Origin of the sequence: Microbacterium esteraromaticum, assembly GCF_016907315.1 — a bacterium.
Taxonomy (GTDB): Bacteria; Actinomycetota; Actinomycetes; order Actinomycetales; family Microbacteriaceae; genus Microbacterium; species Microbacterium esteraromaticum.
Window position 1 is genome coordinate 1,373,597 of the sequence record NZ_JAFBBS010000001.1, and the last position, 25,892, is coordinate 1,399,488.

21 protein-coding genes and 1 riboswitch are annotated in these 25,892 nt (G+C 69.5%); of the genes, 8 read left to right on the forward strand and 13 right to left on the reverse strand.

Going from position 1 to position 25,892, the window contains the following annotated elements; translation table 11 throughout:
* Window positions 1-3: 3 nt before the first annotated feature.
* Together JOE67_RS06770 and JOE67_RS06775 are read left to right on the forward strand one after the other, a co-directional pair.
* Window positions 4-975, forward strand: coding sequence for a carbohydrate ABC transporter permease (locus JOE67_RS06770; RefSeq protein ID WP_239528022.1), 972 nt, complete (start codon window positions 4-6; stop codon window positions 973-975).
* A complete protein-coding gene (locus tag JOE67_RS06775) occupies window positions 972-1,895 on the forward strand; it encodes a carbohydrate ABC transporter permease (RefSeq protein ID WP_239528025.1) in 924 nt (307 codons plus the stop codon). Before JOE67_RS06770 ends, JOE67_RS06775 begins: the two co-directional genes overlap by 4 nt.
* A gap of 115 nt (window positions 1,896-2,010) precedes the next feature.
* Here the strand turns inward: JOE67_RS06775 and JOE67_RS06780 are convergent, their stop codons facing one another.
* Both JOE67_RS06780 and JOE67_RS06785 read right to left on the reverse strand, forming a co-directional pair.
* A complete protein-coding gene (locus JOE67_RS06780) occupies window positions 2,011-3,024 on the reverse strand; it encodes an aldo/keto reductase family protein (RefSeq protein ID WP_204974729.1) in 1,014 nt (337 codons plus the stop codon).
* A 67-nt stretch (window positions 3,025-3,091) separates the two neighbouring features.
* Complete coding sequence (locus JOE67_RS06785) at window positions 3,092-4,684, reverse strand: DUF4407 domain-containing protein (protein ID WP_204974730.1); 1,593 nt, start codon at window positions 4,682-4,684, stop codon at window positions 3,092-3,094.
* A 104-nt stretch (window positions 4,685-4,788) separates the two neighbouring features.
* Here JOE67_RS06785 and JOE67_RS06790 point away from each other — a divergent pair, with 104 nt between their 5' ends.
* The gene (locus JOE67_RS06790) at window positions 4,789-5,262 is read left to right on the forward strand and encodes a SixA phosphatase family protein (RefSeq protein ID WP_204974731.1); all 474 of its coding nucleotides are present in this window, start codon (window positions 4,789-4,791) and stop codon (window positions 5,260-5,262) included.
* Window positions 5,263-5,357: 95 nt separating this feature from the next.
* Here JOE67_RS06790 and rlmN read toward each other — a convergent pair whose 3' ends face one another.
* Window positions 5,358-6,629: a dual-specificity RNA methyltransferase RlmN gene (gene rlmN, locus JOE67_RS06795; RefSeq protein ID WP_239528027.1), complete on the reverse strand. Its 1,272-nt coding sequence runs from the start codon at window positions 6,627-6,629 to the stop codon at window positions 5,358-5,360.
* Window positions 6,630-6,669: 40 nt separating this feature from the next.
* On the opposite strand from rlmN, the gene JOE67_RS06800 reads away from it, so the two are divergent.
* Complete coding sequence (locus JOE67_RS06800; RefSeq protein ID WP_204974732.1) at window positions 6,670-7,425, forward strand: sulfite exporter TauE/SafE family protein; 756 nt, start codon at window positions 6,670-6,672, stop codon at window positions 7,423-7,425.
* A 12-nt stretch (window positions 7,426-7,437) separates the two neighbouring features.
* Here the strand turns inward: JOE67_RS06800 and JOE67_RS06805 are convergent, their stop codons facing one another.
* Window positions 7,438-8,268 (reverse strand): SDR family oxidoreductase, encoded by an 831-nt coding sequence (locus JOE67_RS06805; RefSeq protein WP_204974733.1) that lies wholly within the window; start codon window positions 8,266-8,268, stop codon window positions 7,438-7,440.
* Between the two features lie 101 nt (window positions 8,269-8,369).
* Window positions 8,370-9,131 (reverse strand): SDR family NAD(P)-dependent oxidoreductase, encoded by a 762-nt coding sequence (locus JOE67_RS06810; protein WP_204974734.1) that lies wholly within the window; start codon window positions 9,129-9,131, stop codon window positions 8,370-8,372.
* A 118-nt stretch (window positions 9,132-9,249) separates the two neighbouring features.
* On the opposite strand from JOE67_RS06810, the gene JOE67_RS06815 reads away from it, so the two are divergent.
* Window positions 9,250-9,609: a DUF488 domain-containing protein gene (locus tag JOE67_RS06815; protein WP_204974735.1), complete on the forward strand. Its 360-nt coding sequence runs from the start codon at window positions 9,250-9,252 to the stop codon at window positions 9,607-9,609.
* A 28-nt stretch (window positions 9,610-9,637) separates the two neighbouring features.
* On the opposite strand, the gene JOE67_RS06820 is transcribed toward JOE67_RS06815, so the two are convergent.
* The 3 genes from JOE67_RS06820 to JOE67_RS06830 form a co-directional block, all read right to left on the reverse strand.
* Window positions 9,638-10,438 carry an energy-coupling factor transporter transmembrane component T family protein gene (locus JOE67_RS06820; RefSeq protein WP_204974736.1) on the reverse strand — a complete coding sequence of 267 codons (801 nt, stop codon included), beginning with the start codon at window positions 10,436-10,438 and terminating at the stop codon, window positions 9,638-9,640.
* 5 nt (window positions 10,439-10,443) lie between these two features.
* A complete protein-coding gene (locus tag JOE67_RS06825) occupies window positions 10,444-11,898 on the reverse strand; it encodes an ABC transporter ATP-binding protein (protein WP_204974737.1) in 1,455 nt (484 codons plus the stop codon).
* A 2-nt stretch (window positions 11,899-11,900) separates the two neighbouring features.
* Entirely contained in the window at window positions 11,901-12,548 is a 648-nt protein-coding gene (locus tag JOE67_RS06830; protein ID WP_204974738.1) for an ECF transporter S component, read from the reverse strand.
* A riboswitch (TPP riboswitch) is annotated at window positions 12,541-12,650 on the reverse strand. (Overlaps the previous gene by 8 nt.)
* A 73-nt stretch (window positions 12,651-12,723) precedes the next feature.
* Here JOE67_RS06830 and JOE67_RS15495 point away from each other — a divergent pair.
* Window positions 12,724-14,358 (forward strand): D-alanyl-D-alanine carboxypeptidase, encoded by a 1,635-nt coding sequence (locus JOE67_RS15495; RefSeq protein WP_204974739.1) that lies wholly within the window; start codon window positions 12,724-12,726, stop codon window positions 14,356-14,358.
* 180 nt (window positions 14,359-14,538) lie between these two features.
* Here JOE67_RS15495 and JOE67_RS06840 read toward each other — a convergent pair whose 3' ends face one another.
* Together JOE67_RS06840 and JOE67_RS06845 are read right to left on the reverse strand one after the other, a co-directional pair.
* Entirely contained in the window at window positions 14,539-16,800 is a 2,262-nt protein-coding gene (locus JOE67_RS06840; protein ID WP_204974740.1) for an ABC transporter ATP-binding protein, read from the reverse strand.
* Window positions 16,797-18,524 (reverse strand): ABC transporter transmembrane domain-containing protein, encoded by a 1,728-nt coding sequence (locus tag JOE67_RS06845; RefSeq protein ID WP_204974741.1) that lies wholly within the window; start codon window positions 18,522-18,524, stop codon window positions 16,797-16,799. Before JOE67_RS06845 ends, JOE67_RS06840 begins: the two co-directional genes overlap by 4 nt.
* A gap of 150 nt (window positions 18,525-18,674) precedes the next feature.
* Between JOE67_RS06845 and JOE67_RS06850 the strand changes: the two genes are divergently transcribed.
* Window positions 18,675-19,832, forward strand: coding sequence for a glycosyltransferase family 4 protein (locus JOE67_RS06850; protein WP_204974742.1), 1,158 nt, complete (start codon window positions 18,675-18,677; stop codon window positions 19,830-19,832).
* A 28-nt stretch (window positions 19,833-19,860) separates the two neighbouring features.
* Here the strand turns inward: JOE67_RS06850 and JOE67_RS06855 are convergent, their stop codons facing one another.
* Window positions 19,861-20,919 carry an enoyl-CoA hydratase/isomerase family protein gene (locus JOE67_RS06855; RefSeq protein ID WP_338041526.1) on the reverse strand — a complete coding sequence of 353 codons (1,059 nt, stop codon included), beginning with the start codon at window positions 20,917-20,919 and terminating at the stop codon, window positions 19,861-19,863.
* A 134-nt stretch (window positions 20,920-21,053) separates the two neighbouring features.
* On the opposite strand from JOE67_RS06855, the gene JOE67_RS06860 reads away from it, so the two are divergent.
* Window positions 21,054-23,759 (forward strand): ABC transporter ATP-binding protein, encoded by a 2,706-nt coding sequence (locus tag JOE67_RS06860; RefSeq protein WP_204974744.1) that lies wholly within the window; start codon window positions 21,054-21,056, stop codon window positions 23,757-23,759.
* Between the two features lie 39 nt (window positions 23,760-23,798).
* Here the strand turns inward: JOE67_RS06860 and JOE67_RS06865 are convergent, their stop codons facing one another.
* Both JOE67_RS06865 and hemL read right to left on the reverse strand, forming a co-directional pair.
* Complete coding sequence (locus JOE67_RS06865; protein ID WP_204974745.1) at window positions 23,799-24,251, reverse strand: hypothetical protein; 453 nt, start codon at window positions 24,249-24,251, stop codon at window positions 23,799-23,801.
* A gap of 282 nt (window positions 24,252-24,533) precedes the next feature.
* The gene (gene hemL, locus JOE67_RS06870) at window positions 24,534-25,847 is read right to left on the reverse strand and encodes a glutamate-1-semialdehyde 2,1-aminomutase (protein WP_204974746.1); all 1,314 of its coding nucleotides are present in this window, start codon (window positions 25,845-25,847) and stop codon (window positions 24,534-24,536) included.
* Between the last annotated feature and the right edge of the window lie 45 nt (window positions 25,848-25,892).

Consider the following 25,892-nt stretch of genomic DNA (forward strand, 5'->3'; position numbering starts at 1 on the left):
GCCTTGTCCGCTCCGACCACCCGCGGCATCCGCGCGAGCCGCGGCCTCCGCGAGAGGGGCTCCGCCGGCACCACCGGCGGGGCCTCCCCCTCGCGTCGCCCGTTCCGCGCACGCCACGCGCTGACCCTTCTCGCGTTCATGGCGCCGGCGATCGTGTTCGTGTGCTGGTTCACGTACGCCCCGATGCTGCAGGGTGCCCGCATGGCGTTCCACGACTGGAACCTGTGGGACCTCACCTCGACCCCGTTCGTGGGGTTCGACAACTTCGTCACCGTCTTCCAGGATCCGGCGTTCCCGACCGTCGCATGGAACTCCGTGCTCTGGGTGGTCGGCTCGCTCGTGCCGCAGCTGGTGATCGGCTTCCTGATCGCACTCGCGCTGCGCAAGCGGTTCCGCTTCCGCGGCCTGTATCAGGCTCTCGTCTTCTTCCCCTGGGCTGTCTCGGGCTTCCTGATCGGGATGCTCTTCCGCTGGATGTTCAACGCCGAGTTCGGCGTCGTGAACGACCTGCTCATGAAGGCGGGGCTGATCGATGCGCCGCTGCCGTGGCTGGCAGACCCGAAGCTCGCGATGTTCGCCGTGATCGTCGCCAACGTCTGGTACGGGGTCACATTCTTCGCGATCATGATCCTCGCCGCGCTGCAGTCGGTCCCCGATGACGTGCTCGAAGCCGCCAGCCTCGACGGCGCAGGCAAGGCACGCCAGCTCTTCTCGATCATCATCCCGTACATCTCGGTGACGCTGTTCCTGACCGTGCTGCTGCGCGTGATCTGGATCTTCAACTTCCCCGACATCATCTGGGCGATGACGAGCGGCGGACCGGCGAACCAGACGCACATCATCACGACCTGGATGATCAACTACACGCAGCAGGGCAACTACGGCATCGCCAGCGCGATCGGCCTCATCGTCGTCGCATTCCTGTTCGTCTTCTGCGCGTTCTATCTCATGGCGATGCGGAAGGCTCAGCGATGACCACCCTGACCGGCTCCACTTCGGCGCGCACCTCGATCACCGACACGCGCCGCGTGACCGTCCCCGACCCGGCATCCGCACCCCGCGGCCCGCGCAAGGTGACCGTCGGCGGCGTGATCCGGGTCGTCGGACTCGCGCTGTGGCTCATCATCACGCTGTTCCCGCTGTACTGGATCGCGCTGACCTCGTTCAAGTCGCCTGGCACCATCAACCGCTACCCGATCGAGTACTGGCCGAGCGAGCCGTCGCTCGAGAACTACGTCAGCCTGTTCGAGACGAGCTCGTTCGGCGTCTTCCTGGGCAACTCCGCCCTGGTGGCGGTCACGGCCGGTGCGGTGGCGACGCTCATCGCCCTGCTCAGCGCCTACGTCCTCGCGCGCTTCGAGTTCCGCGGCAAGGGACCCGTGCTGATCGCGTTCCTGCTGACACAGATGATCCCGGCGTTCATCGCGCTCGGACCGCTGTACTCCATGATGAGCGACCTGGGTCTGGTCGACACCAAACCCGGCCTCATCCTCGTGTACATCGCGATCTGCATCCCGTTCTCGACGGTCATGCTGCGGGGCTTCTTCGAGAACGTGCCCGACGCGCTCGAAGAGGCGGCGCAGATCGACGGATGCTCCCGCCTGGGCGCACTGTTCCGCGTCCTCGTCCCGGTGATGACACCAGGCATCATCGCAGCGTTCATCTTCAACTTCGTCAACTGCTGGAACGAGCTGTTCCTGTCGGTCGTGCTGATGAACACCGATGAGAACCGCACTGTCCCGTCGGCGCTGAACGGATTCATCTCCACGTTCAACATCGACTGGGGCTCCATGTCAGCCGCGGCCGTGCTGACGATCCTCCCGACGATGCTGATGTTCGCGCTCGCGAGCCGCTGGATCGTCCAGGGACTGACCTCCGGCGCCGTCAAGGAGTGACCGCTCGCGCGGACGCCCGTCTCGGGCATCCGCAGCACTCAGGTCGCGATCCGCCCCGCTGTTTCACCGAGATGGCGGGACGAATCGCGACCTGAGCGCGTTGAGGAGTAGGGCGTCAGACCAGTCGCGTCTTCGGCGAGACGTCGTAGGTGTCTTCGGGGTCGGTGTTCGCCACTCCACCGAGCGCCTCGTCGATCGCCGTCATCACGTCGGCGCCGAGACGCACGCCCGAGGCCTTCACGGTCTCGGCGAGCTGCTCGGGGCGCGACGCGCCCACGAGGGCGGCGGCGACGTTCTGGTTCTGCAGCACCCAGGCGATGGCGAGCTGCGGCATCGTGAGTCCGGCATCGGCGGCGATGGGCTTGAGCCTCTGCACCGCCTCGAGGATGTCGTCCTGCAGCAGGCGCTTGATGAAGTCGGCGCCCGAGTGCGGGTCGGTCGCGCGCGAGCCGTCGGGCACGGGCTGACCGGGGAGGTACTTGCCGCTCAGCACGCCCTGCGCCATCGGCGACCACACGATCTGCGAGATCCCGAGGCTCTCCGAGGTGGGCACGACCTTGCCCTCGATCACGCGGTGCAGCATCGAGTACTGCGGCTGGTTCGAGATCAGCTGGAAGCCCAGCTGGCGCGACAGCGCGTGACCTTCGCGCAGCTGCTCGGCCGTCCACTCCGAGACGCCGATGTACAGCGCCTTGCCCTGCCGCACGACGTCGGCGAACGCCTGCATCGTCTCTTCGAGAGGAGTCTCGTAGTCGTAGCGGTGCGCCTGGTACAGGTCGACGTAGTCGGTGCCGAGTCGCTGCAGCGAGCCTTCGATCGACTCGAAGATGTGCTTGCGGCTGAGCCCGGTGTCGTTCGGACCCTTCGGTCCGGTCGGGAAGTAGACCTTGGTGAAGATCTCGAGGCCGGCGCGGCGCTGACCAGCGAGCGCCTTGCCGAGCACGACCTCAGCGGCCGTGTTCGCATAGGTGTCCGCGGTGTCGAACGTGGTGATGCCGGCGTCGAGTGCGGCGTGCACCGTCGCGATCGCCGCCTCGTCACCCACCTGCGACGCGTGGGTCACCCAGTTGCCGTAGGTGATCTCCGAGACCTTGAGCCCGCTGTTTCCGAGGTAGCGATAGTTGACCATGCACCAACGCTATCCGCGATCGGCGCGATGACGGCCAGATGAGTCGGGCCTTGACAACCGGGCGATGTCAGACCGAAGTGGTCTCGCGGATGTCGGCCCGGGTCATCGGCTGGGTCGGCGCCGGATCGGTCGCGACCGCCGCCGGTGACGAACCGGATGCCCGTGACGCGGCGGCAGGGGCATCCGCAGCGGTCACGATCGCCGCACGATCGCGGAAGCCCTCGGCGGTGACCCGGTCGAGGTCGACCTGCTTGCGGATATCGCGTGCGCGCTCGTAGAGCGACGGGTCGCCCCAGCTGGTGAGCACCTTCACGAGCACGGGCAGCAGCTCGATCATGAAGAACAGCGCGGCGATCAGCCAGTGCGCCCAGAAGATCGTCGGCTCCTTCTCGCCGAGGCGGTTGAGTCCGGTGATCTGACTGAGCAGGCCGATCGCGCCCGCGTTGCCCTGGGCGACCGAGTCGGCGCGCGCGTTGTATGCGGCGAGCGCCTGCTCGTAGGTCTTCTTCGCGGCGGGAAGCTGATCCTTCGCCTGCTCGCGGTTGGCCTGCTCGGATGCCGCGGTGTTGGCCTTCGCGTCGGTCTCTGCTGTCGACAGGTCGTCGTTCGCCGACCGGAGCTGCGCCGACAGCGCGTCGTAGGTCTGCTGAGCCTGGGCGAGCTGCGCCTTCGCGGCGTCGGAGCTGGAGCCCTCGCCGTTCACGCCGGTGCAGCCCGGCACGGTGCCAGCGCCCTCGCCGGTCAGCTCGCACTGGTACAGCGCACGGGCCGAGTCGATGACCTTCTGCTGCTCGGCCATCTTGGCGGTCAGCTCGTCGACGGTCGACTTCGCGGCGCTCGTGCTCGCCGAGCCCGAGTCGGTGCCGGCGACGACGCCGGTCGCGGCCTGGTTCTCGAGGGCGGCGACGCGCTCGGTCGCCGCGTCGAGGGCCTTCTTCTCGGGGCCCTTCTCGAGGGCATCCTGGTCGGACTGCGACTGGGTGATGTTGGTGGATGCCACCTCGCGGGCGATGTCGTTGTGGAACACCTGGAGCACGAGGGGCTCGGCGACGAGGAATCCGATCAGCGCGGCCATGGCGACACGGGGCAGCGCCAGCGCGAGCATCTTGCCGACATTGCGGGTCGACGACATCGTCGAGGTGAGGAAGCGGTCGAGGTTGAAGATGATCGCCGCCCACACGAGCGCCAGCGGGATCGCGACCCAGATGGCGACCTGCACGCCGGTCGTCAGCGCGAACATCATCGAGATCGCCGAGACCAGCGCGGTGCCGACCAGTACGAAGAACATCTGCACGAAGCGCGGGGTCTCGCCGGGCACCCGGTCAAGGATCTCGCCCTCGGCGCCGCCGAGGATCGCCATCGTCCGCATGCGCGAACCGGGGGTGCGGGGCCGTCGCTCGCGCTTCGGCCGCGGTGCGCGCTTTGGACGACGCGACTCGGCCGGCTCGTCGGATGCTGCGGGCTCGGCTTCCTCGATCACCGTGGTCGGGTGCGTCTCAGGAGCGTCGTCAGCGGGCTGCGCGGTCTCGGAGCCGGTGGGCTCGTACTGGCGCAGGAAATCGAGGTCTTCGTCGGTGACCGAGCCTTCGGGGGCGTCGGACTCGAACGAGATCCGCCCCTGGGAATCCATCCGGCCAGGGCGATGTGCGGAATAGGACATCCCTCCAGAGTAGGAAACCCCGGCTGTGCGACTCCCGGACGATCCCTGCGAGCGGCTCACAGAAAAGGGTGCGGAGAGCGGTGGCGGATGCCAGGCTGGGCGTCATGAAGACGCTGCTGCTGGCCCGTCACGCGAAGTCCGACTGGGGCGATCAGGCGGTGCGCGACCACGATCGCCCGCTCAACGCCCGCGGGATGCGCGACGCCCCGGCGATGGCGGCCAGGCTCGTCGGCGAAGGGGTGCCGTTGGGGCACATCGTGTCGAGCACGGCGCTTCGCGCCCGCACCACGGCCGACGAGTACGCGGCGGCGTTCCGCCTCGAGGTCGCCGACGAGCCGGCGCTGTACGCGGCGTCGGCCCGCACCATCCTGTCGGTGGCCGCGGCGCTTCCGGATGCCGTCGACGTCGCGATGCTCGTCGGCCACAACCCCGGAATGGCGGATGCTGTCGCCGAGCTCACCGGCGAGCACGTCGAGTTCCCGACGTGCGCCGTCGCGGAGTGCGCGGTGGACGTCGAGTCGTGGGCGGAGCTGATCGAGGGTTCGGGCCGCCTGGTGTCGCTGCGCACGCCCCGCTGACCGTGATGCGTCCTCGCCCCCTCTGAGCGTCCTCGCCCCCTCTGGATCGCGTGATTCAGAGGGGGCGAGGACGACGAGCAGGGGCGACGACGAGGTCAGACCAGCGCGGCGGCCTCGGCCTCGTCTTCGCTGGTGGCGACGAGCTGACCGCAGGCGCCGTCGATCTCCTTGCCGCGGGTGTCGCGCAGAGTGGTCGGGATGCCCGCGTCGTTGAGCCGGCGCACGAACTCGTTCTGCACGTCGACCTCGGAGGCCGTCCAGATCGAACCAGGCGTGGGGTTCAGCGGGATGGGGTTCACATGCACCCAGCCGCGGCCGCGAGAGTTCAGCTTCGAGGCGAGCAGGTCGGCGCGCCACGGGTGGTCGTTCATGTCCTTGATCAGGGCGTACTCGATCGACACGCGGCGCCCGGTCTTCTCGAAGTACTCGCGGGCGGCATCCAGCGCCTCGCCGACCTTCCAGCGCGAGTTCACCGGGATCAGCTCGTCGCGCAGCTCGTCGTCCGGCGCGTGCAGCGACAGCGCGAAGGTGACCGGGATGTCTTCATCCGCGAGCTTCTTGATCGCGGGAACCAGGCCGACGGTCGACACCGTGATTCCCCGGGCGCTCATACCGAGGCCGTCGGGCTGCGGCGCGACCATGATGCGCACGGCGTCCATGACCCGCTTGTAGTTGGCGAGTGGCTCGCCCATGCCCATGAAGACGATGTTCGAGACGCGCTCCATCGAGTGGTCGTTCGCCTTCTTGCCGCCGAGCTCGCCGTTCGCGATGGCCCGGTTGGCGCGCACGATCTGCTCGATGATCTCGGCGGTCGACATGTTGCGGGTGAGCCCCGCCTGGCCGGTGGCGCAGAACGGGCAGTTCATGCCGCAGCCTGCCTGCGAAGAGACGCACAGCGTGATGCGGCCGGGGTAGCGCATGAGCACCGACTCGACGAGGGCGCCGTCGTGCAGACGCCACAGGAACTTGATCGTGTCGCCCTTGTCGGTCTCGAGGCGCTTCACCTCGGTCATCAGGGGCGGCAGCGTGCCGGCGACGAGCTCCTCGCGCTGAGCGGCGGGAAGGTCGGTCATATGCGCCGGGTCCGAGGTGTAGTGCGTGAAGTAGTGGGTCGACAGCTGCTTCGCGCGGAAGCCGGGCAGGCCCAGCTCCTTCACCTTCTCGACGCGCTCGGCGGGCGTCAGGTCGGCCAGGTGGACGGGCGGCTTGCCGCGCTTCGGGCTGGCGAACTGCAGGAGCGGGCGCCCCTCGGCATCCTTCTGCTGCGTCCATCCCTCGGTCGCGGGGCGCACCTGAGTGCCGCGGGCGGGCCCGGTCTTGCGCACGGGCGTGCTGCGGGAGGGCGGCGTCTTGTCGGATGCGGGCATGAGTCAAGGGTACGGCGTACCGGCTGGGAGACTGGAGGGCATGGAGATCTGGGCGTGGGCGCTGCTGGCCTTCGCGGCGCTCATCGCCGGACTCGGCAAGACAGCCCTGCCCGGCAGCTCGACCATCGCGGTGGTGATTCTGGCATCCGTCCTGCCTGCACGCACGTCGACGGCGGCGATGCTGCTGCTGTTCATCGTCGGCGACGTGTTCGCGCTCATCGCCTACCGGCGGCACGCCGACTGGCGCACTCTGCTGCGGCTCGCGCCGGCGGTCGTGGTCGGTCTGCTCGTGGGCGCGGTGTTCCTCGCGGTGAGCACCGACGGGATCGTGCGCCGCACGATCGGCGTCATCCTGCTGGCGATGATCGCGCTCACGCTGTGGCGCCGGCATCGGGCATCGGCCCGACCGGCCGGTGCCGATGCTGAGCCCGGCGCACGGGCATCCGGTCGTATCGCCGCCGGCGGATACGGCACCCTCGCCGGATTCACGACGATGGTCGCCAACTCGGGCGGGCCCGTGATGTCGATGTACTTCCTCGCGACCCGCACCCCGGTGAAGGTGTTCCTCGGCACCTCGGCATGGTTCTTCGCGATCGTCAACCTCACCAAGGTGCCGTTCCTCGCCGGCATCGGACTGCTGACGCCCGAGGTGCTGCTGCTCGATCTCACGCTCGCGCCGATGGTCGTGATCGGTGCGCTGATCGGCATCCGCCTGGCCAGACGGATGCCGCAGCAGCTGTTCGACCGGCTCGTGATCGCACTCACGATCGCCGGATCCGTCTATCTGCTGTTCTGAAGGAGCGCCCCCTCAGTCGAGGAAGATGTCGGGGAACAGCCGGTCGTCGGGGGTGCCGGGCACCGCTGCGTACTTCGAGAAGTCGGTGACGCCGTCGGCCTCGAGCACGTCCTCGACGATCAGGGTCTGACCCGTGTACTCAGCGGCGGGCTTGGTGATCACCGAGTACGCGGCATCGGCGTAGATGTCGGCCGTGCGGCTGGCCGCCATCACCCTGTCGCCGCCCAGCAGGTTCTGCACGGCGGCGGTGGCGATCGTGGTGCGTGGCCAGAGCGTGTTGGCGGCGATGCCGGCATCCGCGAACTCGGCCGCGAGCCCCAGCGTCGCCATCGTCATCCCGTACTTCGCGAGCGTGTACCCGGTGTGCGCACCCAGCCACTTCGGCGAGATGTTCAGCGGCGGCGACAGCGACAGGATGTGCGGGTTCGCCGCCTCGCGCAGCACGGGCACGGCCGCACGGGAGAGCATGAAGGTGCCGCGCACGTTGACGTCCTGCATGAGGTCGTACTTCTTCGCGGCGAGGTCGAGCGAGCGCGAGAGATCGATGACGCTGGCGTTGTTGATGACGATGTCGATGCCGCCGAACTCGCCCTGCGTCTTCATGACGGCCTCGGTCACCTGGTCGTCGTCGCGCACGTCGCCGACGATCGGCAGCGCCTGCCCGCCGGCCGCGCGGATCGCCTCGGCGGCCGAGTGCACCGTCCCCTCCAGCTTGGGATGAGGGGTGTCGGTCTTCGCGAGCATCGCGATGTTCGCGCCGTCGGCGGCTGCGCGCAGCGCGATCGCGAGGCCGATGCCGCGGCTGCCGCCCGACATCAGGATGGTCTTTCCGGCCAGTGACATGGTCTCTCCCTTGCTGGGTGGCGCTTTCTGCTTTCGAATCGCGTGAGTTGCTGTATTTCGGTCGAGATCGCCGCAATTCACGCGATTCGAACCGAGGTGGTTTACTTCGGTGCCATGCGGATGGCGCCGTCGAGACGGATCGTCTCGCCGTTGAGGTAGCCGTTGGCCACGATGTGCTCGACGAGCGCGGCGTACTCGTCGGGCTTGCCGAGCCGCGACGGATACGGCACCTGCTGACCGAGCGAGTCCTGCGCGGCCTGCGGCAGGCCGGCGAGCATCGGGGTCTCCATGATGCCGGGGGCGATGGTGCAGACCCGGATGCCGTGGCGCGCGAGCTCACGGGCGATCGGCAGCGTCATCGCATGCACGCCGCCCTTCGATGCCGAGTAGGCGGGCTGGCCGATCTGGCCGTCGAACGCCGCGACGCTGGCGGTGTTGACGATGACGCCGCGGTCGCCGCCCTCGGTCGGCTCGGTCTGGGCGATCACGGCGGCGGCCTGCGAGATGACGTTGAAGGTGCCGACGAGGTTGATGCGGATGATGCGTTCGAACGCGTCGAGCTCGGCGGGGTTTCCGTCGCGGTCGAGGACCTTGGCGGGAGGGGCGATGCCGGCGCAGTTCACGACGACGCGCAGCGGGGCGACGGCATGGGCGGATGCCACGGCCGCGGCGACCTGCTCGGAGCTCGTCACGTCGGCAGGCAGGAAGAGCCCGCCGAGCTCGGCGGCGATCTCCTCGCCGGGGCAGCTCGGAAGGTCGATGATCGCGACCCGCGCTCCGGCCGCGGAGAGCCTGCGTGCGGTGGCGAGGCCGAGTCCGCTCGCGCCGCCCGTGATGAGCGCGCCCTGTCCCGTGATCTGCATCGTGTTCTCCTTCGAACGGTTCGGCGCCGGTCGGACGTCGAATGCGACTGAGTCTCAGCATACGTGGTTCTGAGTCTCCCGCTGGTGCCGTGGCCGCGAGCGGGTGGATGCTGAGGATATGGAACTTCGTCGCAGACGAGCCTACGACAGCGCATCACCCGACGACGGGTTCCGCGTGCTGGTCGACCGGCTCTGGCCGAGGGGCGTCTCGAAGGAGCGCGCGGCGATCGATCTCTGGGCGAAGGACGTCGCGCCGACCACCGAGCTGCGTCGCGAATGGCACGCCCCCGGCGCCGACTTCGACGCCAGCGCCCAGCACTACCGCGCGCAGCTCGAGGGGGAATCCGCGGGTGCTCTCGCGGCCCTCGTCGACGAGCTGCGCGGGCGTCCCGTCGTCACCCTCGTCTACGCCGTCAACGACACCGAGCGCAACCACGCGATCGTGCTCGAGGATGTGCTTCGGTCGCTTCTCGACTGACCCTGTCGGCACCTTGCGCGGGACCGGATCAGCTCCAGACGAACCTGAAGACGCCCGAGGCGACGGCCGCGGCGATCGCGAGCACCATGATCGCGATCCCGCCTGCCAGGGCCATGGCATCCCGCGGGTGCAGGCGCGAGGGCCGCGACCACGTGCGCTCGATCCCCGAGCCGAACCCGCGCGCCTCCATCGCCATCGCGAGCTTCGTGCCGCGACGCACCGCGAACACCAGCAGCACGAACGCCATCGAGAAGAACCGCCTGACGGCACCGGAATCTCCCACGCCGCGCGCACGTCGAGCCAGGGCCATCGTGCGCCAGTCGTCGAGGAAGAGACCGAGCATGCGCGTACCGGCCAGCGCCCCGAGCACGAAGCGACTGGGCAGGTGCGCCACCTGCGAGAGCGCATCGCCGAGCTCGGTCGGATCCGTGCGCCCGAACAGCAGGATCGTCGGCAGCCCCAGGGCGATCACCCGCAGGGTCACCGCGATGGCCAGTGAGATCGACCCATCGCTGATCACGGCGAACCCGAACTGCCAGTACACCCTCCCCTCCGGCTCCGCGTAGAGCAGCATGCTGATGCCAGCGAGCGGCGAGAACACGATGATCGGCAGCATGCGCAGCAGCACCGTGCGCACCGGCAGGCCTGTCAGCGGCAGGCACAGCAGCTGCAGCCCGATCGCCACCAGGGCGCTCACCGGATCGATGGACGCGAAGAGCGGCACCGACAGCACCAGCGCCAGCACGATCTTGGTGACCGGGTTGACGCCGTCGAGCCAAGCGGTGCGCTCACCCGAGCGCTCGGCCGATGCCGCCGCCGGCAGATCCATCCGACTCATCGCACGCCCATCGCGTCGAGCTCGAGACGCTGGCCGCCGAGGTGCCGGATCACCTGATCGTCATGACTCACGGCGATCACGGTGCGACCAGCGGCGATCTCGTTCTGCAGCAGCTCGACGATGCCGATCCACCCGCGCCGATCCTGCCCGAACGTCGGCTCGTCGAGAACCATCACCTGCGGAGAGGCCGCCAGCACCGTGGCGACCGAGAGCCGGCGCTTCTGCCCGCCACTGAGCGTGAAGGGATTGGCGAGCCCGAGCGGCGCGAGCTGCAGCCGTTCCAGCAGGTCGTCGACGATCGCCTCCACTTGGCTGGCGGACATGCCCAGTGCCCGAGGTCCGACGGCGAGCTCATCGCGCAGCGTGCGGGAGAGGAACTGATGCTCGGGCTCCTGGAACACCGTGCCGATGCGCGTGAGCAGTTCGCGCGAGGTCCATTTCGATGGACGGCGTCCGCTGCGACCCGCCAGATCGGGTGCCGACTCGACGGCTCCGGCCAGTTCGGGCAGAAGTCCAGCGAGAGTGAGCGCCAGCGTTGATTTGCCCGCCCCGTTCGGCCCGGTGATGACCGTCGCCATCGCCCGCGGCACATCGAGATCGAGATGCGACTGCACCGGCGTGCGCCGATCGCGGGAGACCGACAGGTCGTGCGTCTCGAGCACGGCGTCCGTGGGCACCACCCTGCCCAGCACCGCGAGCTCCACATCGTGATGCGGCACCCACACGCCCGCATCCGCGAGCGCATCACGATGCGCGCCGAACACCTCAGCCGGAGTGCCGTCGGCGAGCAGCCCGCCGTCGGCATCCAGAACGATCACCCGTGTGAGCAGGTCGACCCAGATCTCGGTGCGGTGCTCGACGACGACCAGCGTGGCGCCAGTGTCGTCGAGCACGCGTGCCACGCTGTCGCGCACGTCACGCACGCCCTGCGGGTCGAGGTTCGCCGTCGGCTCGTCGAGCAGCAGCAGGCCAGGACGCATCGCGAGCACGCCGGCGAGCGCGAGGCGCTGCTTCTGCCCGCCCGACAGCGCTTTGGTCGGCCGGTCGAGGGGAACGTCGAGCCCCACGGCCTCCATCGCCTCGGCTACCCGCACAGGAATCTCCTCGGCAGGCACCGCGAGATTCTCACAGCCGAACGCGACATCATCGCCGACCTTCGACAGCACCACTCCGGCGTCCGGGTCCTGCAGCACGAGCCCGATGTCGCCGCGGCGGGACTCCGGTATCGCACCGTCGACCAGCAGCGAGCCGGTGCGCTCACCTTCCTCGGCGTCCCCGAGGACACCGGCGAGTGCGGCCAGCAGCGTGGACTTCCCCGCACCGGACGCGCCGAGCAGCAGCACCCGTTCGCCCGGCTCGATGGTGAGGGAGACGTCGCTGACGGCCGGGAGACGCCTTCCGGCGTACCGCCAGCCCCACCCGTTCGCGCAGACGCGAGCAGGAGCCGACATCGTCAGACCTCCTGGCGGGCTTCCCGGCCGGCGGCGAACCTGCTCAGTGCTCCCGTCGACGCGAGTGCGCGCACCAGCAGCCAGCCGACGAGACCGGCCAGCAGCGCGCCCGACACGACCAGCGTTCCCAGGTAGATCGAGTTGAACTCGACGCTCTTCAGGATGTTCGGCGACGAGCCGTAGAACAGTTCGAACACCCAGGCCGCGGCGGCGGCGCCGACACCGGCGAGCATGGCCACCGGCAGGGTGAAGCGGCGGTAGAGGAACAGCGCGAAGATGAGCTCGGCGCCGAGCCCCTGCACCAGGCCCGACAGCACGGTCGAGATGCCCCACACGTTGCCGATCAGCGCTGAGACGATCGCCGCGATCAGCTCGACCACGAGAGCGGCTCCTGGCTTGCGGATCACCAGACCGCCGAGCACACCGCCCAGCAGCCAGATGCCGACGGCGATGCCGCCGAGACCGGGGGTGAGGGCGTCGGCCGCGCCGAACCACGCGTACCCGGCGCCGTTCCAGGCCCAGAAGATCAGGCCCGTGGCGACCCCGAGCACCGCGGCGACGACGATGTCGACGACACGCCACTTCAGCTTGCGTGCGGGCGGTGCGGTCGTCGCGTTCTCGGTGACGGAACGGTGCGTGGACGTACTCATATGAACTCCTCCCTGCGCCGGCATGATCCGGATCAGGTTCGACGGTCGAAGCGCTTTTCGCTTCCTCTCAGCCCGCCCGTGCGGACTCCCGTGGTGATGGCTCCATCATAGCGCCGGTCGCGCGGCCGCGGGCCTGCGTTTCGTCCCGCGAAACACCGGCCTGTAGCGTGGTGAGGTGACCCCTCCCCCAGAGTCCACGCGCCCTGTCACGCGCCGCGTCATGCGCGAGCGCACACGCGCGCGGGCCGCCCGCGCATCCGGCGATGCCGCGACGCTGCCGAAGTTCGGCGACAGCCTCGGGCCGGAACTGGCCGCGACCAGGGATACTGACGCTGTGGATGTCGAGCGGAAAGCGCCTGCAGACGCGCCCGAGGGCGCTGTCGAGCGCGCCGATGACGCGCCTTCGGAGAGAACCATGCTCGCGACGACGGCAGGCGTCGCGGCGGGGACCTCGCCCACCGGCGGCGCGCCCCAGGCGTGGGCTGACGAAGAGCGTCCGCCGACCGCACTGACGTGGCTGGAGACGTCCGCCCTGCTCGATGAGCACCCGGCCGCAGCCGAACCCCGCCCGCTCTTCGAGGGCGCCAGGCTGACACCAGGATGGCGGCGCCCCCGCATCCTGGTCCCCCTCGGCATCGTCGCCGCACTCTGCGGCGCCTACGTCTCGACCACGCTGATGTGGCCGCTGAACCAGGTCTCCCCGACGGCGCAGGCATCCGCCGTGACGATCGCCCCCGCTCCCGCCGCCGCCGTCACCTGGCCGGCGCAGGGCAGCGCGGCGGTGGGCATCCAGGGCATTGCACCGGTGACCTCGACTGCGTCGGCAGACGAGATCGCGAGCATCTCCAAGGTCGTCAGCGTGATGATGGTGCTCGACGAGCTGCCGCTGAAGGTGGGCGAGCAGGGACCGAGCTTCCGTTTCACCTACGCCGACTCCCGCGAGTTCTGGCGCTACCGCGAGGCGAACCAGTCGTCGCTCGACGTGCCCGTCGGCGGCAGCCTCACCGAGTACCAGATGCTGCAGGGCATCATGCTCGGCTCGGCGAACAACTACATCGACCGCCTCTCCGACGAGCTGTGGGGTTCCGACCGGGCTTTCGCCCAGGCTTCGGCGCAGTGGCTCAGCGATCGCGGCATCGAGGGCGTGACCCTCGCCTCTCCCTCGGGGTTCGACAAGCGGAACGTCGCACCGCCCGGCGCGCTCATCCAGATCGCGGAGCTGGCGATGGCGAACCCCGTCTTCGCCGAGATCGTGGCCACCCGCACGGCCGAGATCCCAGGCGTCGGCACCGTGACCAATACCAACCAGATGCTCGATGACCCCGGAGTCGTCGGCATCAAGACAGGCACTCTTTCGCACTGGAACCTGCTCACCGCGAAGGACATCACCGTGGGCGACACGACCGTGCGGCTGTTCAGCGCCGTGCTCGGTCAGGACGATAACAAGGCGCGCCTGGCCGCGACCCGCCAGCTGCTCGCCGACGTCGAGAAGAGCCTCACCGAGCAGGCGCCGTCGGTGCCGGCGGGCACCGTGGTCGGGCACGTGAGCACCGAGTGGGGTGCCCGGGTCGACATCGTGGCCGACGCGGATACGCGGGTGCTGCTGTGGAACGGCGCTGAGGCGACCTCGTCGACCTCGTTCTCGCTGGGCGAGAAGACGAAGAAGGGCGCCGAGGTCGGCACGCTCACTGCAGAGGGTCCGCTCGACACGGCGACGACGCCGGTCTCGCTGGCCGATGACATCACGCAGCCGAGCGCCTGGTGGCGCCTGACCCACCCGCTCGAGCTCTTCGGCCTCGACAACGACTGATTCTCGGGGTTGCCGCGCGAGTGCACCATGTCGCGCCGAGGTCACCGTGTGCCGGCGCCGGTAGGTGGTGAGTTCGGCGGAGCATGGTGCATTCGGCGCCAGGACTGACCGCATGCACACGCAGAGCGCTCGCCCCGGGATCGGGGCGGGCGCTCTGCTGCTCTGTGCGGTGCCGCGCGGTCAGTCGCGGCGGGGGTCGGATGCCGTGGACTCTGCGTCCTTCACGGCTTCGCCGAGCTGGTGCGCGTCGGGTGCGGCGACGACTCTCTGCTCTGCGGCTGTCTCGGCCTCCGTCTCGGCTTCGTCTTCGGCGTCTCCGGTGACGATCACGGGCACGGAGCCGGTGAGCGCCTCCTCGGCGTCGATGTCGGTCGCGGCCTGCTCGAACTGCGACTGGTACAGCCGCCAGTATGCGCCCTGCTTCGCGATCAGCTCGTCGTGGTCGCCCTGCTCGACGATGTCGCCGTGCTCCATCACGAGGATGAGGTCGGCGTCGCGGATCGTCGACAGGCGGTGAGCGATCACGAACGACGTGCGTCCTTCGCGAAGGGCTGCCATCGCCTGCTGCAGCAGCAGCTCGGTGCGGGTGTCGACGGCGCTGGTCGCCTCATCGAGGATGAGGATCGACGGCCGCGAGACGAACGCCCGTGCGATGGTGATGAGCTGTCGCTCACCCGCCGACACGTTCGAGGCGTCTTCGTCGAGCACGGTCTCGTAGCCCTCGGGCAGTGAGTGCACGAACCGGTCGACGTAGGTCGCCTCGGCGGCCGCGATGATCTGCTCGTCTGTGGCCGCATCGTTGCCGTAGCGGATGTTCTCGCGGATCGAGCCCGCGAAGAGCCACGGGTCCTGCAGCACCATGCCGGTGCGACGGCGCAGGTCGTCGCGACGCATCTCGGAGATGTCCTGACCGTCGAGCAGGATGCGACCCGAGTTCAGCTCGTAGAACCGCATGATGAGGTTCACGAGCGTCGTCTTGCCTGCACCCGTCGGCCCCACGATCGCGACCGTCTGCCCTGGTTCGACGCGGAACGAGAGGTCCTTGATGAGCGGACGGTCCTCGCTGTACGAGAACGCGACGTGCTCGAACTCGATCACGCCCTTGCCCTCGGGCGCGGTGGGCGCGTCATCGGCATCCGGATCCTGCTCGTCAGCGTCGAGCAGGTCGAAGACCCGCTCGGCCGACGCGGTGCCCGACTGCACGACGGCGGCCATGCCGCCCAGCTCGCTGAGCGGCTGACTGAACTGCTGCGAGTACTGGATGAACGCCTGCACGTCGCCGAGGCGCAGGTTGCCGCCGGCGACCAGCAGACCGCCGAGCACTGCGATGCCGACGTACTGCAGGTTTCCGACGAACATCATGGCGGGCATGATGATGCCCGACAGGAACTGCGCCTTGAACGCGGCCTGGAAGAGCTCTTCGTTCTCGACCTGGAAGCTCTCGAGCGCGTCCTTCTCGCGGCCGAACACCTTGACCAGCGCGTGACCGGAGAAGGCCTCTTCGACGCGGGCGTTCAGACGGCCGACCTTGCGCCACTGCTGACCGAAGGCCTTCTGCGAGCGCGGGCCGATGATGCCGAAGATGACGCCCATCAGCGGCAGGGAGACGAGTGCGACGAGCGCGAGCTGCCACGAGATCGAGAACATCATCACGAGCACGCCGATAACGGTGAGCACGCTGGTCAGCGCGCCGGACAGCGACTGCTGCATCGTCTGCGTGATGTTGTCGATGTCGTTGGTGACGCGCGAGATCAGCTCACCGCGCTGCACCTTGTCGAAGTACGACAGCGGCAGGCGGTTGATCTTCGCCTCGACGTCTTCACGCAGGCGCCACATGGTGCGCACCATGATGACGTTGATGACGTAGCCCTGCAGCCAGCTGAGGATCGACGCGACCACATAGATCGCCAGCACGGCGATGATGATCCAGCGCAGCCGCTCGAAGTCGACGCCGTCGCCGACGGCGAAGTCGTCCATGGCCGAGACCATGTTGGCGAACTCGTCCTGTCCGGCACCGCGCAGCGCCTCGACGACCTGGTCGCGGCTGGTGCCCCGCGGGAATCCGGGCGCTCCACCGAAGCCCTGCCCGAGCACGCTCGAGATGAAGCCCTCGTACACGACGTTGGTCGCCTCGCCGAGCACCTTCGGCGCCGCGACGGCCAGCACGACCCCGACGGCGCCGAAGAACGACACCAGCGCGAACCACCATGCCGACGGCTTGAGCAGCCCGATCATCCGTTTGAAGCTCGGCCCGAAGTTGTCGGCCTTGCCCGGTGCGGGGCCGTCGAACATGCCGCCGCCCTCGAGGCGCGCCTTCTCGGCGAGCTCGGCCTCTTCCTTCTCGGCCTCGGTCATCTCGACCTCGGCCACCGCTGTCCCCTGAGCGCGCGCGGCGAGCGCGCGCTCACGACGCGACTCCTTCTTGTCTGCGTTGCCGCTCATGCGTCCACCCCCAGCTGCGACTCGACGATCTCTCGATACGTGGCGCTCGTGGCCAGCAGCTCGTCGTGCGTGCCGACACCCACGACCGCACCGTCGTCGAGCACCACGATGCGGTCCGCATCGGTGATCGTCGAGACGCGCTGCGCGACGACGATCTTGGTGACGTCGGGCAGCTCTCTCCAGAGCGCCTGGCGCAGCCGGGCATCCGTCGTCAGGTCGAGAGCCGAGAACGAGTCGTCGAAGATCAGGATGCGCGGCCGGTGCACGATCGCCCTGGCGATCGCGAGGCGCTGGCGCTGACCGCCCGAGACGTTCGTGCCGCCCTGAGCGATGCGCGACTCGAGCCGGTCGGGCATCGCCTCGACGAAGTCGCGACCCTGCGCGATCTCGAGGGCCGCCCACAGTTCGTCGTCGGTGGCGTCGGCGCGTCCGTAGCGGAGGTTGGATGCCACGGTGCCCGAGAAGAGGAAGGGACGCTGAGGCACCAGCCCGAGGTCCTGCCAGAGGGCGTCGAGATCGGCATCCCTCACGTCGACCCCGCCGACGCTCACCGAGCCGCCGGTCGCATCGAACAGGCGCGGGATCAGCGAGACCAGCGTGGTCTTGCCCGACCCGGTGGAGCCGATGATCGCCACCGTCTCGCCCGGCTTCGCGTCGAAGCTGATGTCGGAGAGCACGGGCACCTCGGCGCCCGGGTAGGTGAACTCGACGTTGCGGAACGCGACGGCACCGGGCTCGGGGAACTCGGCGACGCCGTTCTCGGGGCGGCTCATCGTCGACTCGGCGTCGAGCACCTCGCCGACACGCTCGGCCGAGACGGCGGCACGCGGGATCATCATCGCCATGAAGCTCGACATGATCACGCCCATCATGATCTGGCCGATGTACTGCATGAACGCGAAGATCGTGCCGATCTCGGCGTTGCCCGCGTTGATCTCGACGCCACCGAACCACACGACCGCGACGATCGTGACGTTGAGCACGAGCATGAACAGCGGGAACATCAGCACGAACAGCGAGCCGATGTTGCGACCGAGCACCATCAGGTCGGTGTTGACCTCGCGGAAGCGGCGCTCTTCGATGCGCTCGCGCACGAAGGCGCGCACGACGCGCACACCCGTGAGCTGCTCGCGCATGATGCGGTTGACGTCGTCGAGCTTCGCCTGGTTGCGGCGGAACAGCGGCACCATGCGGCCGATGATCAGCACCGCGATGATCAGCAGCAGCGGCACCGAGACCGCGATCAGCCAGCTGAGGCCGACGTCGGTCTGGATGGCCTTGATGATGCCGCCGATCGCGAGCAGCGGGGCGGTGACGAACATCGTCGCGCCCATCATCGCGAGCATCTGCACCTGCTGCACGTCGTTCGTGTTGCGGGTGATCAGCGAGCCGGCGCCGAACTGCGACACCTCGCGCTCGGAGAAGCCGCTGACGCGCGAGAACACGTCGGCGCGCATGTCGCGCCCGGCGCTCATCGCCATCCTGGCGGCGAAGTAGGTGGCGAAGATGGAGGCGAGGATCTGGCCGAGGGAGACGAGCAGCATGAAGCCGCCGCGGCTCCAGATGTAGCCGATGTCGGCCTTCGCGACGCCGTTGTTGATGATGTCGGCGTTGATCTCGGGCAGGTTGAGCGATGCCATGACGCTGGCGAACTGCAGCACGACGATCGTGACCAGCAGCGGCCAGTATCTCTTCAGATAGCGGATGAGGAGTTTTCCGAGCACAGGCGGACTTCCTTGTGAGAATTCGGAGGGCCGAAACGCGGCCATCAGACAGAGTGCCACGAAGCGCCGACATTCGTATCCCCCTCAAGGATGACCTTCGCTGTCAGCGGAAACAGGTGCTCGAGATGACCCCTGAATAGACTCGCTGTCATGCCCTTCGAGAACGCCGCCCGCGTGCTGATGGTGTGCGACTACTCGCTCAGATACCTCGGGGGCGCTCAGACCGCCTTCGTCCGACAGGCCGAGGCGCTCGCCGGCGAGGGCGCGAAGGTCGTCGTCCTGGCGCCGGACGCCGAAGCCCTGGCTGCAGAGGGCATCATCACGGTCTCCCCTCCCCGACGAGGCACGATCCCGGTGCTCGACCTCCCGCTGCTCGGCCGCGCACGAGATCTCGAGCCGCTGGTCGCCGCGACGATCCGCAGACACGGCATAGAAGCGGTCATCGTGCACTCCGAGTTCGCGCTCGCCGCCGCCGCGATAGATGTGGCGCGGCAGCTGGGCATCCCGTCGCTCCACACGGTGCACACGTTCTTCTGGCGTGCCCCTGCGGCGCTCGCGCTCTTCGCACCGGTCGTGTCCCGCGTGCACAGGGCACTCACCGGCATCCGGAGCGGCGGCCGCTTCACCGGCAGCCACCCGCTGAACAACGCCCTGCGCACCATGACCCTGCGGATCGCCGAACGCGCTGACATCGTGCTGTCTCCGTCGAAGCATCAGGCCGTCGCGCTGCACGAGGCGGGAGCGGGGCGCGTCGAGGCGTTCTCGAACGTCGCCCAGCCGCTGCAGGTCGCCGCTGCGCCGGACGGCGGGCCGCTGCGCCTGCTATGGGTGGCGCGCTTCGCGCCCGAGAAGCGTCTCGATGTCGCGCTCGACGCCATGCGCCTCGTGGTCGAGCGGCTCGGCGAAGACCGCGTGCACCTCGACGTGGCCGGCGGCACGCACCGGCGACTGCCGGGGGTCACGTTCCACGGACCGGTTCCGGGTGAGCGCGTGGCCCAGCTGATGGATGCCGCGGATGCCGCGCTCATCACCTCGCTGGGCTTCGACAATCAGCCGATGGTCGCGCTCGAGGCGTTCGCGCACGGTCGCCCGGTGATCGTCAGCGACCCTGTGCTCGCGACGGAGTTCGGCGATGCCGCCCTCGGCACTCCGACACCGGATGCCGAAGGGCTCGCCGGCCTGATCATCCGGCTCGAGGCCGACCGCTCGCTGCTCGCCGCGCCGCGCGAGGGCGCTGTCGCCTATGCGAGCGAGCGCGTGGCATCGGCGCACGTCGCACGGCTGCTGGAGCTCGCCGCCTCGGTCTGAGCTACGCGCCTGCCGCCAGGCTCACGGCTCAGAACAGCGCCGGCTCCGGCACGTAGCTCCGCGCGGGCGCGCCCGGGTCGGCGGGCAGCTCAGCCACGGTGGCCGGCTGCCACTTCGGGTTGCGGTCCTTGTCGACCAGCTGCGCCCGGATGCCCTCGACGAGGTCCGGGTGGTGGTGACCGAACCACATCACGCGGCGGTACTCCCCCTCGAGCGCCTCGCGCACCCCGCTCATCGCGCGGGCCTCGCGCACCGCGTCGAGCGTGACGGCAAGACCGGTGGGGGCGAGCTCCTCGAGCGTGGCGAGGGCCGATGCGGCATCCGGGGCATCCGAATCCCGCAGCCGCTGCATGATCTCGCCCACCGTGTCTGCCGAGAACGCCTCGTCGATCCATCCCCGGGCAGCCGGCAGGGCCGAAGGCTCGGGCGTCTCGTCGAACAGCAGCGCCATCTCGTTCGGGGTGCCGGGGTCGGCGCGGGTCGCGAGCGCATCGCGCAGCCCGTGGAGGTTCTCGGAGGGCACGTAGTGATCCGCGAACCCCAGGTACAGGGCATCCGACGCGCTCATGCTCTGCCCGGTGAGGCCGAAGTACTCCCCCAGCCTGCCCGGTGCCCGCCCCAGCAGCCAGGTGCCGCCGACGTCGGGGGTGAAGCCGATGCGCGTCTCGGGCATCGCCAGACGCGACCGCTCGGTCACGATGCGCACGGCGGCGTGACCGGCGAGGCCGATGCCGCCGCCCATCGTGATGCCGTCGGCGAAGACGACGACCGGCTTGGGGTACTCGGCGATCATCGCGTTCATGACGTACTCGGCGCGGAAGAAGTCGGCGATGTGCTCGGGGTGACCGCTGGTGATCGAGTCGTACAGCGCGCGCACGTCGCCTCCGGCGCACAGTCCACGGTCGCCAGCGCCGTCGATCAGCACGGTCTGCACGTCGGTGTCGTCGATCCATGCGGTGAGCGCCGCGGTGATCTGCTCGATCATGCCGAGATCGAGAGCGTTGATCGCCCGCGGCCGGTTGAGCGTGATGCGTCCGAGCGAGCTCTCGGTGCGGGCGAGGACGGTGGCGGCTTCGGTGTCGATCACGCCTGCCAGGCTACTCCGCTTCACGTTCTGCCCCCATTTGGGCACCATGATGGGCGCTTTCGGCAGGTGAAGCCACGGTTTCCGCGGATTTCCGAGAAGATGGGAGGAATTGTCCCGAAGACGAGAGGTCGACCATGCCCGAAGGACAGGTGCTCGAGTTCAGCCAGGTCACGAAGCGCTTCGGCGCCGTGACCGCGGTTTCCGATCTCTCCGTGCGGGTCGAGCCGGGCGCTGTCACCGGCTTCCTCGGCCCGAACGGCGCCGGCAAGACGACCTCGCTTCGCATCCTTCTCGGTCAGATTCGACCCACATCCGGCACCGCGACGATCGGCGGCGCGAGCTACTCCGATCTGCGCCACCCGCTGCGCACCGTCGGCGCCGTGCTCGAGGAGTCGGCCTACCGCCCGCGCCGCACCGCCAGCCGCCAGCTGCTGATCGCCGCGAAGGCGAACGGCATCCCGTCGGCCCGCGTCGACGAGGTGCTGCGCCTGGTCGGCCTGCAGGAAGACGCCGACACCCGTCTGGGCAGTTACTCGCTCGGCATGCGTCAGCGCCTCGCCGTCGCATGCGCCCTGCTGGGCGACCCGGGCGTGCTCGTGCTCGACGAGCCGGCGAACGGACTCGATCCCGAGGGCATCCGCTGGATGCGCCTGCTCATGCGCCGCCTCGCCGATGAGGGGCGCACCGTGCTCGTCTCGTCGCATGTGCTGAGCGAGATCGAGCAGGTCGCAGACAACGTCGTCGTGCTCTCGAAGGGACGCGCCGTGCACGCGGGTCCTATCTCCGAACTCGCGGATGCCTCGGGCGGAGCCGTCGTGGTGGACGCCGAGAACCGCGCACCCCTGATCACCGCGCTCTCTGCCGCCAAGCTCGACTTCGATGTGCTGCGCTCGGGCGTCACCGTGCGCGATTCGGACTCCGCGACGGTCGGTGCGGTCGCCGCGGCGGCAGGTGTCGCCCTGACGATGCTGCAGCAGCGCGGGCCGAGCCTCGAGGAGGTCTTCCTCGATCTGGTCTACGGTCGACGCTCCGACAGCCCCCGGCTCGACACGTCAGCCAACCCGGTCGCACATGCCCCGCTGACGGCCCCTGCGATCGACGACGCGGGCGACGTCGCGCTGGTCGCCGGCGGCGTGCCGCTCGCCGGCGCCGCGGCCGTCGTGGCCGATGGCGGAATGGTCGCCGCCGCGGGCGTCGGATACGGCGCTGCGCCTCACGACGCTGCGGATGCTGCGGATGCTGCGGATGCTGCCGCGACCCCGGATTCGGCTGCCTCGGATGAGCCGCATGCCGCCGTCGGCGACGACGTGCAGGCCGAGAGCACCGACGAGCATGGCGATGCGGCCGCGACGGAAGGGCCCGGGGCTGGCGCCTCTGACGCCGACGCCGGTGCCGATGCCGATGCCGATGCCGATGCCGATGCCGATGCCGATGGCGATGCCGATGCGATGTCGTCGGATGAGGCCCGTGCCGCTGAGCAGAGCGATGACGATCTCGTCGACACCCTGACCGATGCCGCACCCGCGGAAGACGCCGACGAGGCCGATGACGCCGAGGGGAGCGACCAGCACGCTGAGGCGGATGCTGAGCCCGCCGACCTCACCGAGGGCGACATCGCCATCGCCGGCCTGTTCGGCGCCGCGGTTGAGGAGTCGGACGAGGACCGCGCCGACGCTCCGGACGAGCACGCGGAGCAGCAGCACGAGGGATCGACTGACGCGGTCGAGACGGCCGATCAGCACGGCGATGACGCGCACGCCGAGCAGGGCGAAGACGCGCAGGGCGACGAGCACGCTGACGACGAGCAGGGTGACCGCGAGCGGGGCGATGAGGACCGCGATGACGCGGACGCTGACGAGGGTCGCGCCGACGAGGCGCGGACCGACACCCAGCAGGGCGGCGCCGAGCAGGGCGACGACCTCGCGGCCGGCGAACAGCACGACGAGCACGCCGCCGACGCGCAGCACCAGGTTGAGCAGAGCCACGCTGAGCACGGCGACGGCGCGCAGGGCCACGCTGAGCACGACGACGCCGAGCACACCGAGCAGGGCGACGCCGAGCAGGGCGACGACCTCGCGGCCGGCGAGCAGCACGACGAGCACGCCGCCGACGCGCACGCTGCGGGCGAGCACTCCCCCGAGGGCCACGACACGCAGCACGCCGATGAGCAGCAGCCGGCCCATGAGAACGACGCAGCGCCCGCGTCCCCCGAGCACGATGGCGCCGCCGACGAATCGCAGAGCCACGCGGAGCACGACGCCGAGCATGGCGACGCCGTCGCCGCGGAGCACGACGCACAGCACGACGACGACGACGCCGCGGAGCACGACGCACAGCACGACGACGCCGTCGCCGCGGAGCACGACGCGGCGGACGAGGAGTCGGCGGACGAGCATCCCGCAGCCGACGGCACTGATTCGAGCGCTGACGAGCCGTCCGACGAGACGCGCCCGCTGATCCTCCCGCTGGCGACCGAGGCCGTCACCCTTCCGTCGGCCACCGTCGAGCCGACGTTCACCGAGCTGATCACGGGCATCCCGGCATCCGTCACCACCGAGGGTGCCGACGGCCCGACGGCGACGACCGAGGCGATCTCGATCGTGACTCCCGAACTCGCGCACGATGAGGACGAGGACGCGGTTGACGACGGTGACGACGACCCGCGACTCGCCGCGATGCGCACCTCGCTGTCGGCCGCGGCCAGCCGCTTCTTCGACGGACCCGCTCCCGACTACCCGTACAGCTCGCGCGCCGAGCGTCGTGAAGACGCCGCCGAGGCGTCGGCGAACGACGAGGGCGCCGCGCAGCACGACGACGGCGAGCGGGACGACCACAGCTGAGCACGGCGGCACTGGGCGCCGTGCTCGTCTCGCGACAGGTCAGATGGTGCGCGGTCGCGGACGGATGACCGGACGCTGGCGCGACTTCTGCACCGGAACCGATCCGGTCGCGATGTCCACCACGTCTTCCGGCTGATCGGTCACCTCAAGACGCAGCGCCTGGGTGAGCGCCAGCCCGTGGCGGGTCGTGAGGATCAGCCGTTGGAACTGCGGATCGCCCTCGAGATCGATGACCACGCTCGGCTTGCGCCGGCGGATGAGCACGAAGTCGGTGGTCTCCGCGGCCTTCCACGTACCGGCGGCGAGAATGCCCGGGATGTGCGTGCCAGGGCCGGGCACGCCGCGCAGCCAGGTCCAGGCATCCTGAGTCAGCTGCACCTTGGTGATGTGATCGCGCTCGATGCGCACGTTCTCGCGATGGAAGGTCGACGCCCGCTCGATGGGCGAGAGCACGACCTCGAGCCGTGTCTGATCCAGCAGCAGGGTCACCATGCGTCCAGTCTGCCAGCGCGCACGGGCGACACGCGCATGACTTGCTGACAGGACGGCAACGATCCTGTTGTGCCGAACCGCAATCCGGCACGCGGGACGTCTCAGACCGAACGTCCGCACACCGGCGTGGCGCCCCACGACACGCCGCCGGAACACTAGACGGTCCGAGACTCCCGACAGCGAACCCGGCACGCGGGACGTCTCAGACCGAACGTCCGCACACCGGCATGGCGCCCCACGACACGCCGCCGGAACACTAGACGGTCCCAGACTCCCGACGGATCAGGCGGATGCCGCGGCCGCAGCCGCCGCAGGCAGCGCCGCCTCGATGGCAGCGAGCTCGTCTTCGCCGTGCGCGGCCGTGAGGAACCACGCCTCGAAGACGCTCGGCGGCAGCGCCACGCCGTGCTCGCGCATCGAGTGGAAGAACGGCGCATACCGGAACGACTCCTGCGTCTGCGCGGTCGCATAGTCCTGCGGAGCCTCGGGGAGGAAGGCGACGCCGAACAGGTTGCCCGCCCTGGGCACGGAGTGCACGACTCCGGCATCCGTCAGCGCGGCGTCCAGCGCCACAGACAGGCGCTCGGCCGAGGCGTCGATCCGCGCGTACACCTCGGGCGTCGCGAGCCGCAGCGTTGCGATGCCGGCTGCGACCGAGAGCGGGTTACCCGACAGGGTGCCCGCCTGGTACACGGGGCCGACCGGAGCCAGCATCTCCATGACCGCCGCGCTGCCGCCGAGGGCGGCGAGAGGCATGCCGCCGCCGATGACCTTGCCGAACGTGATGATGTCGGGAACGTACTGCTCGCCCGCCTGCTGCTGCAGGCCCCAGAACCCGGCGGGGTGCACGCGGAAGCCGGTGAGCACCTCGTCGAGGATCATCAGCGCGCCGTGCGCGTGCGCGGTGTCGGCGATGAGCTTGTTGAAGCCGGGCAGGGGCGCGACGACGCCCATGTTCGCCGAGGCCGCCTCGACGATGACCGCGGCGATGCGCTCGCCATGCTCGGCGAAGACCGCGGCCAGGGCATCCGGGTCGTTGTAGTCGATGACCAGCGTCTGCGCGGCGATCGGCGCGGGCACTCCAGCCGAACCGGGCAGGGCGAGGGTGGCGACACCCGAGCCGGCGGCGGCGAGCAGGCCGTCGGAGTGGCCGTGGTAGTGCCCGGCGAACTTGACCAGCAGGTCGCGTCCTGTGGCGCCGCGAGCGAGCCGGATGGCGGTCATGGTCGCCTCGGTGCCCGTCGACACCAGGCGCACGCGCTCGACCGGGCGCACGTCGCCGTGCCGCACGCGATCGGCGATCAGCTGAGCCAGCTCGACCTCGCCCTCGGTGGGTGCGCCGAACGAGAGGCCGCGGGTCGCGGCATCCTGAACCGCCTGCACGACCTCGGGATGCGCATGGCCGAGCAGAGCCGGCCCCCATGACGCGACGAGGTCGAGGTACTCGTGACCGGCGGCGTCGGTCACACGGGCGCCGGTTGCGGATGCCAGGAACCGCGGCGTCCCCCCGACCGAGCCGTAGGCCCGCACGGGCGAGTTCACTCCGCCGGGGATCACAGAGCGGGCGGTGTCGAACAGGGAGTCGTTGCGGTCCATGCATCCAGCCTACGGATACCGGCTATGAGCGGCTCCTCAGCCACT

Coding starts and splice junctions, on each gene's coding strand:
- JOE67_RS06775 (WP_239528025.1), top strand. CDS start 972: ATGACCACCCTGACCGGCTCCACTTCGGCGCGCACCTCGATCACCGAC.
- JOE67_RS06780 (WP_204974729.1), bottom strand. CDS start 3,024: ATGGTCAACTATCGCTACCTCGGAAACAGCGGGCTCAAGGTCTCGGAG.
- JOE67_RS06785 (WP_204974730.1), bottom strand. CDS start 4,684: ATGTCCTATTCCGCACATCGCCCTGGCCGGATGGATTCCCAGGGGCGG.
- JOE67_RS06790 (WP_204974731.1), top strand. CDS start 4,789: ATGAAGACGCTGCTGCTGGCCCGTCACGCGAAGTCCGACTGGGGCGAT.
- rlmN (WP_239528027.1), bottom strand. CDS start 6,629: ATGCCCGCATCCGACAAGACGCCGCCCTCCCGCAGCACGCCCGTGCGC.
- JOE67_RS06800 (WP_204974732.1), top strand. CDS start 6,670: ATGGAGATCTGGGCGTGGGCGCTGCTGGCCTTCGCGGCGCTCATCGCC.
- JOE67_RS06805 (WP_204974733.1), bottom strand. CDS start 8,268: ATGTCACTGGCCGGAAAGACCATCCTGATGTCGGGCGGCAGCCGCGGC.
- JOE67_RS06810 (WP_204974734.1), bottom strand. CDS start 9,131: ATGCAGATCACGGGACAGGGCGCGCTCATCACGGGCGGCGCGAGCGGA.
- JOE67_RS06815 (WP_204974735.1), top strand. CDS start 9,250: ATGGAACTTCGTCGCAGACGAGCCTACGACAGCGCATCACCCGACGAC.
- JOE67_RS06820 (WP_204974736.1), bottom strand. CDS start 10,438: ATGGATCTGCCGGCGGCGGCATCGGCCGAGCGCTCGGGTGAGCGCACC.
- JOE67_RS06825 (WP_204974737.1), bottom strand. CDS start 11,898: ATGTCGGCTCCTGCTCGCGTCTGCGCGAACGGGTGGGGCTGGCGGTAC.
- JOE67_RS06830 (WP_204974738.1), bottom strand. CDS start 12,548: ATGAGTACGTCCACGCACCGTTCCGTCACCGAGAACGCGACGACCGCA.
- JOE67_RS06840 (WP_204974740.1), bottom strand. CDS start 16,800: ATGAGCGGCAACGCAGACAAGAAGGAGTCGCGTCGTGAGCGCGCGCTC.
- JOE67_RS06850 (WP_204974742.1), top strand. CDS start 18,675: ATGCCCTTCGAGAACGCCGCCCGCGTGCTGATGGTGTGCGACTACTCG.
- JOE67_RS06860 (WP_204974744.1), top strand. CDS start 21,054: ATGCCCGAAGGACAGGTGCTCGAGTTCAGCCAGGTCACGAAGCGCTTC.
- JOE67_RS06865 (WP_204974745.1), bottom strand. CDS start 24,251: ATGGTGACCCTGCTGCTGGATCAGACACGGCTCGAGGTCGTGCTCTCG.
- hemL (WP_204974746.1), bottom strand. CDS start 25,847: ATGGACCGCAACGACTCCCTGTTCGACACCGCCCGCTCTGTGATCCCC.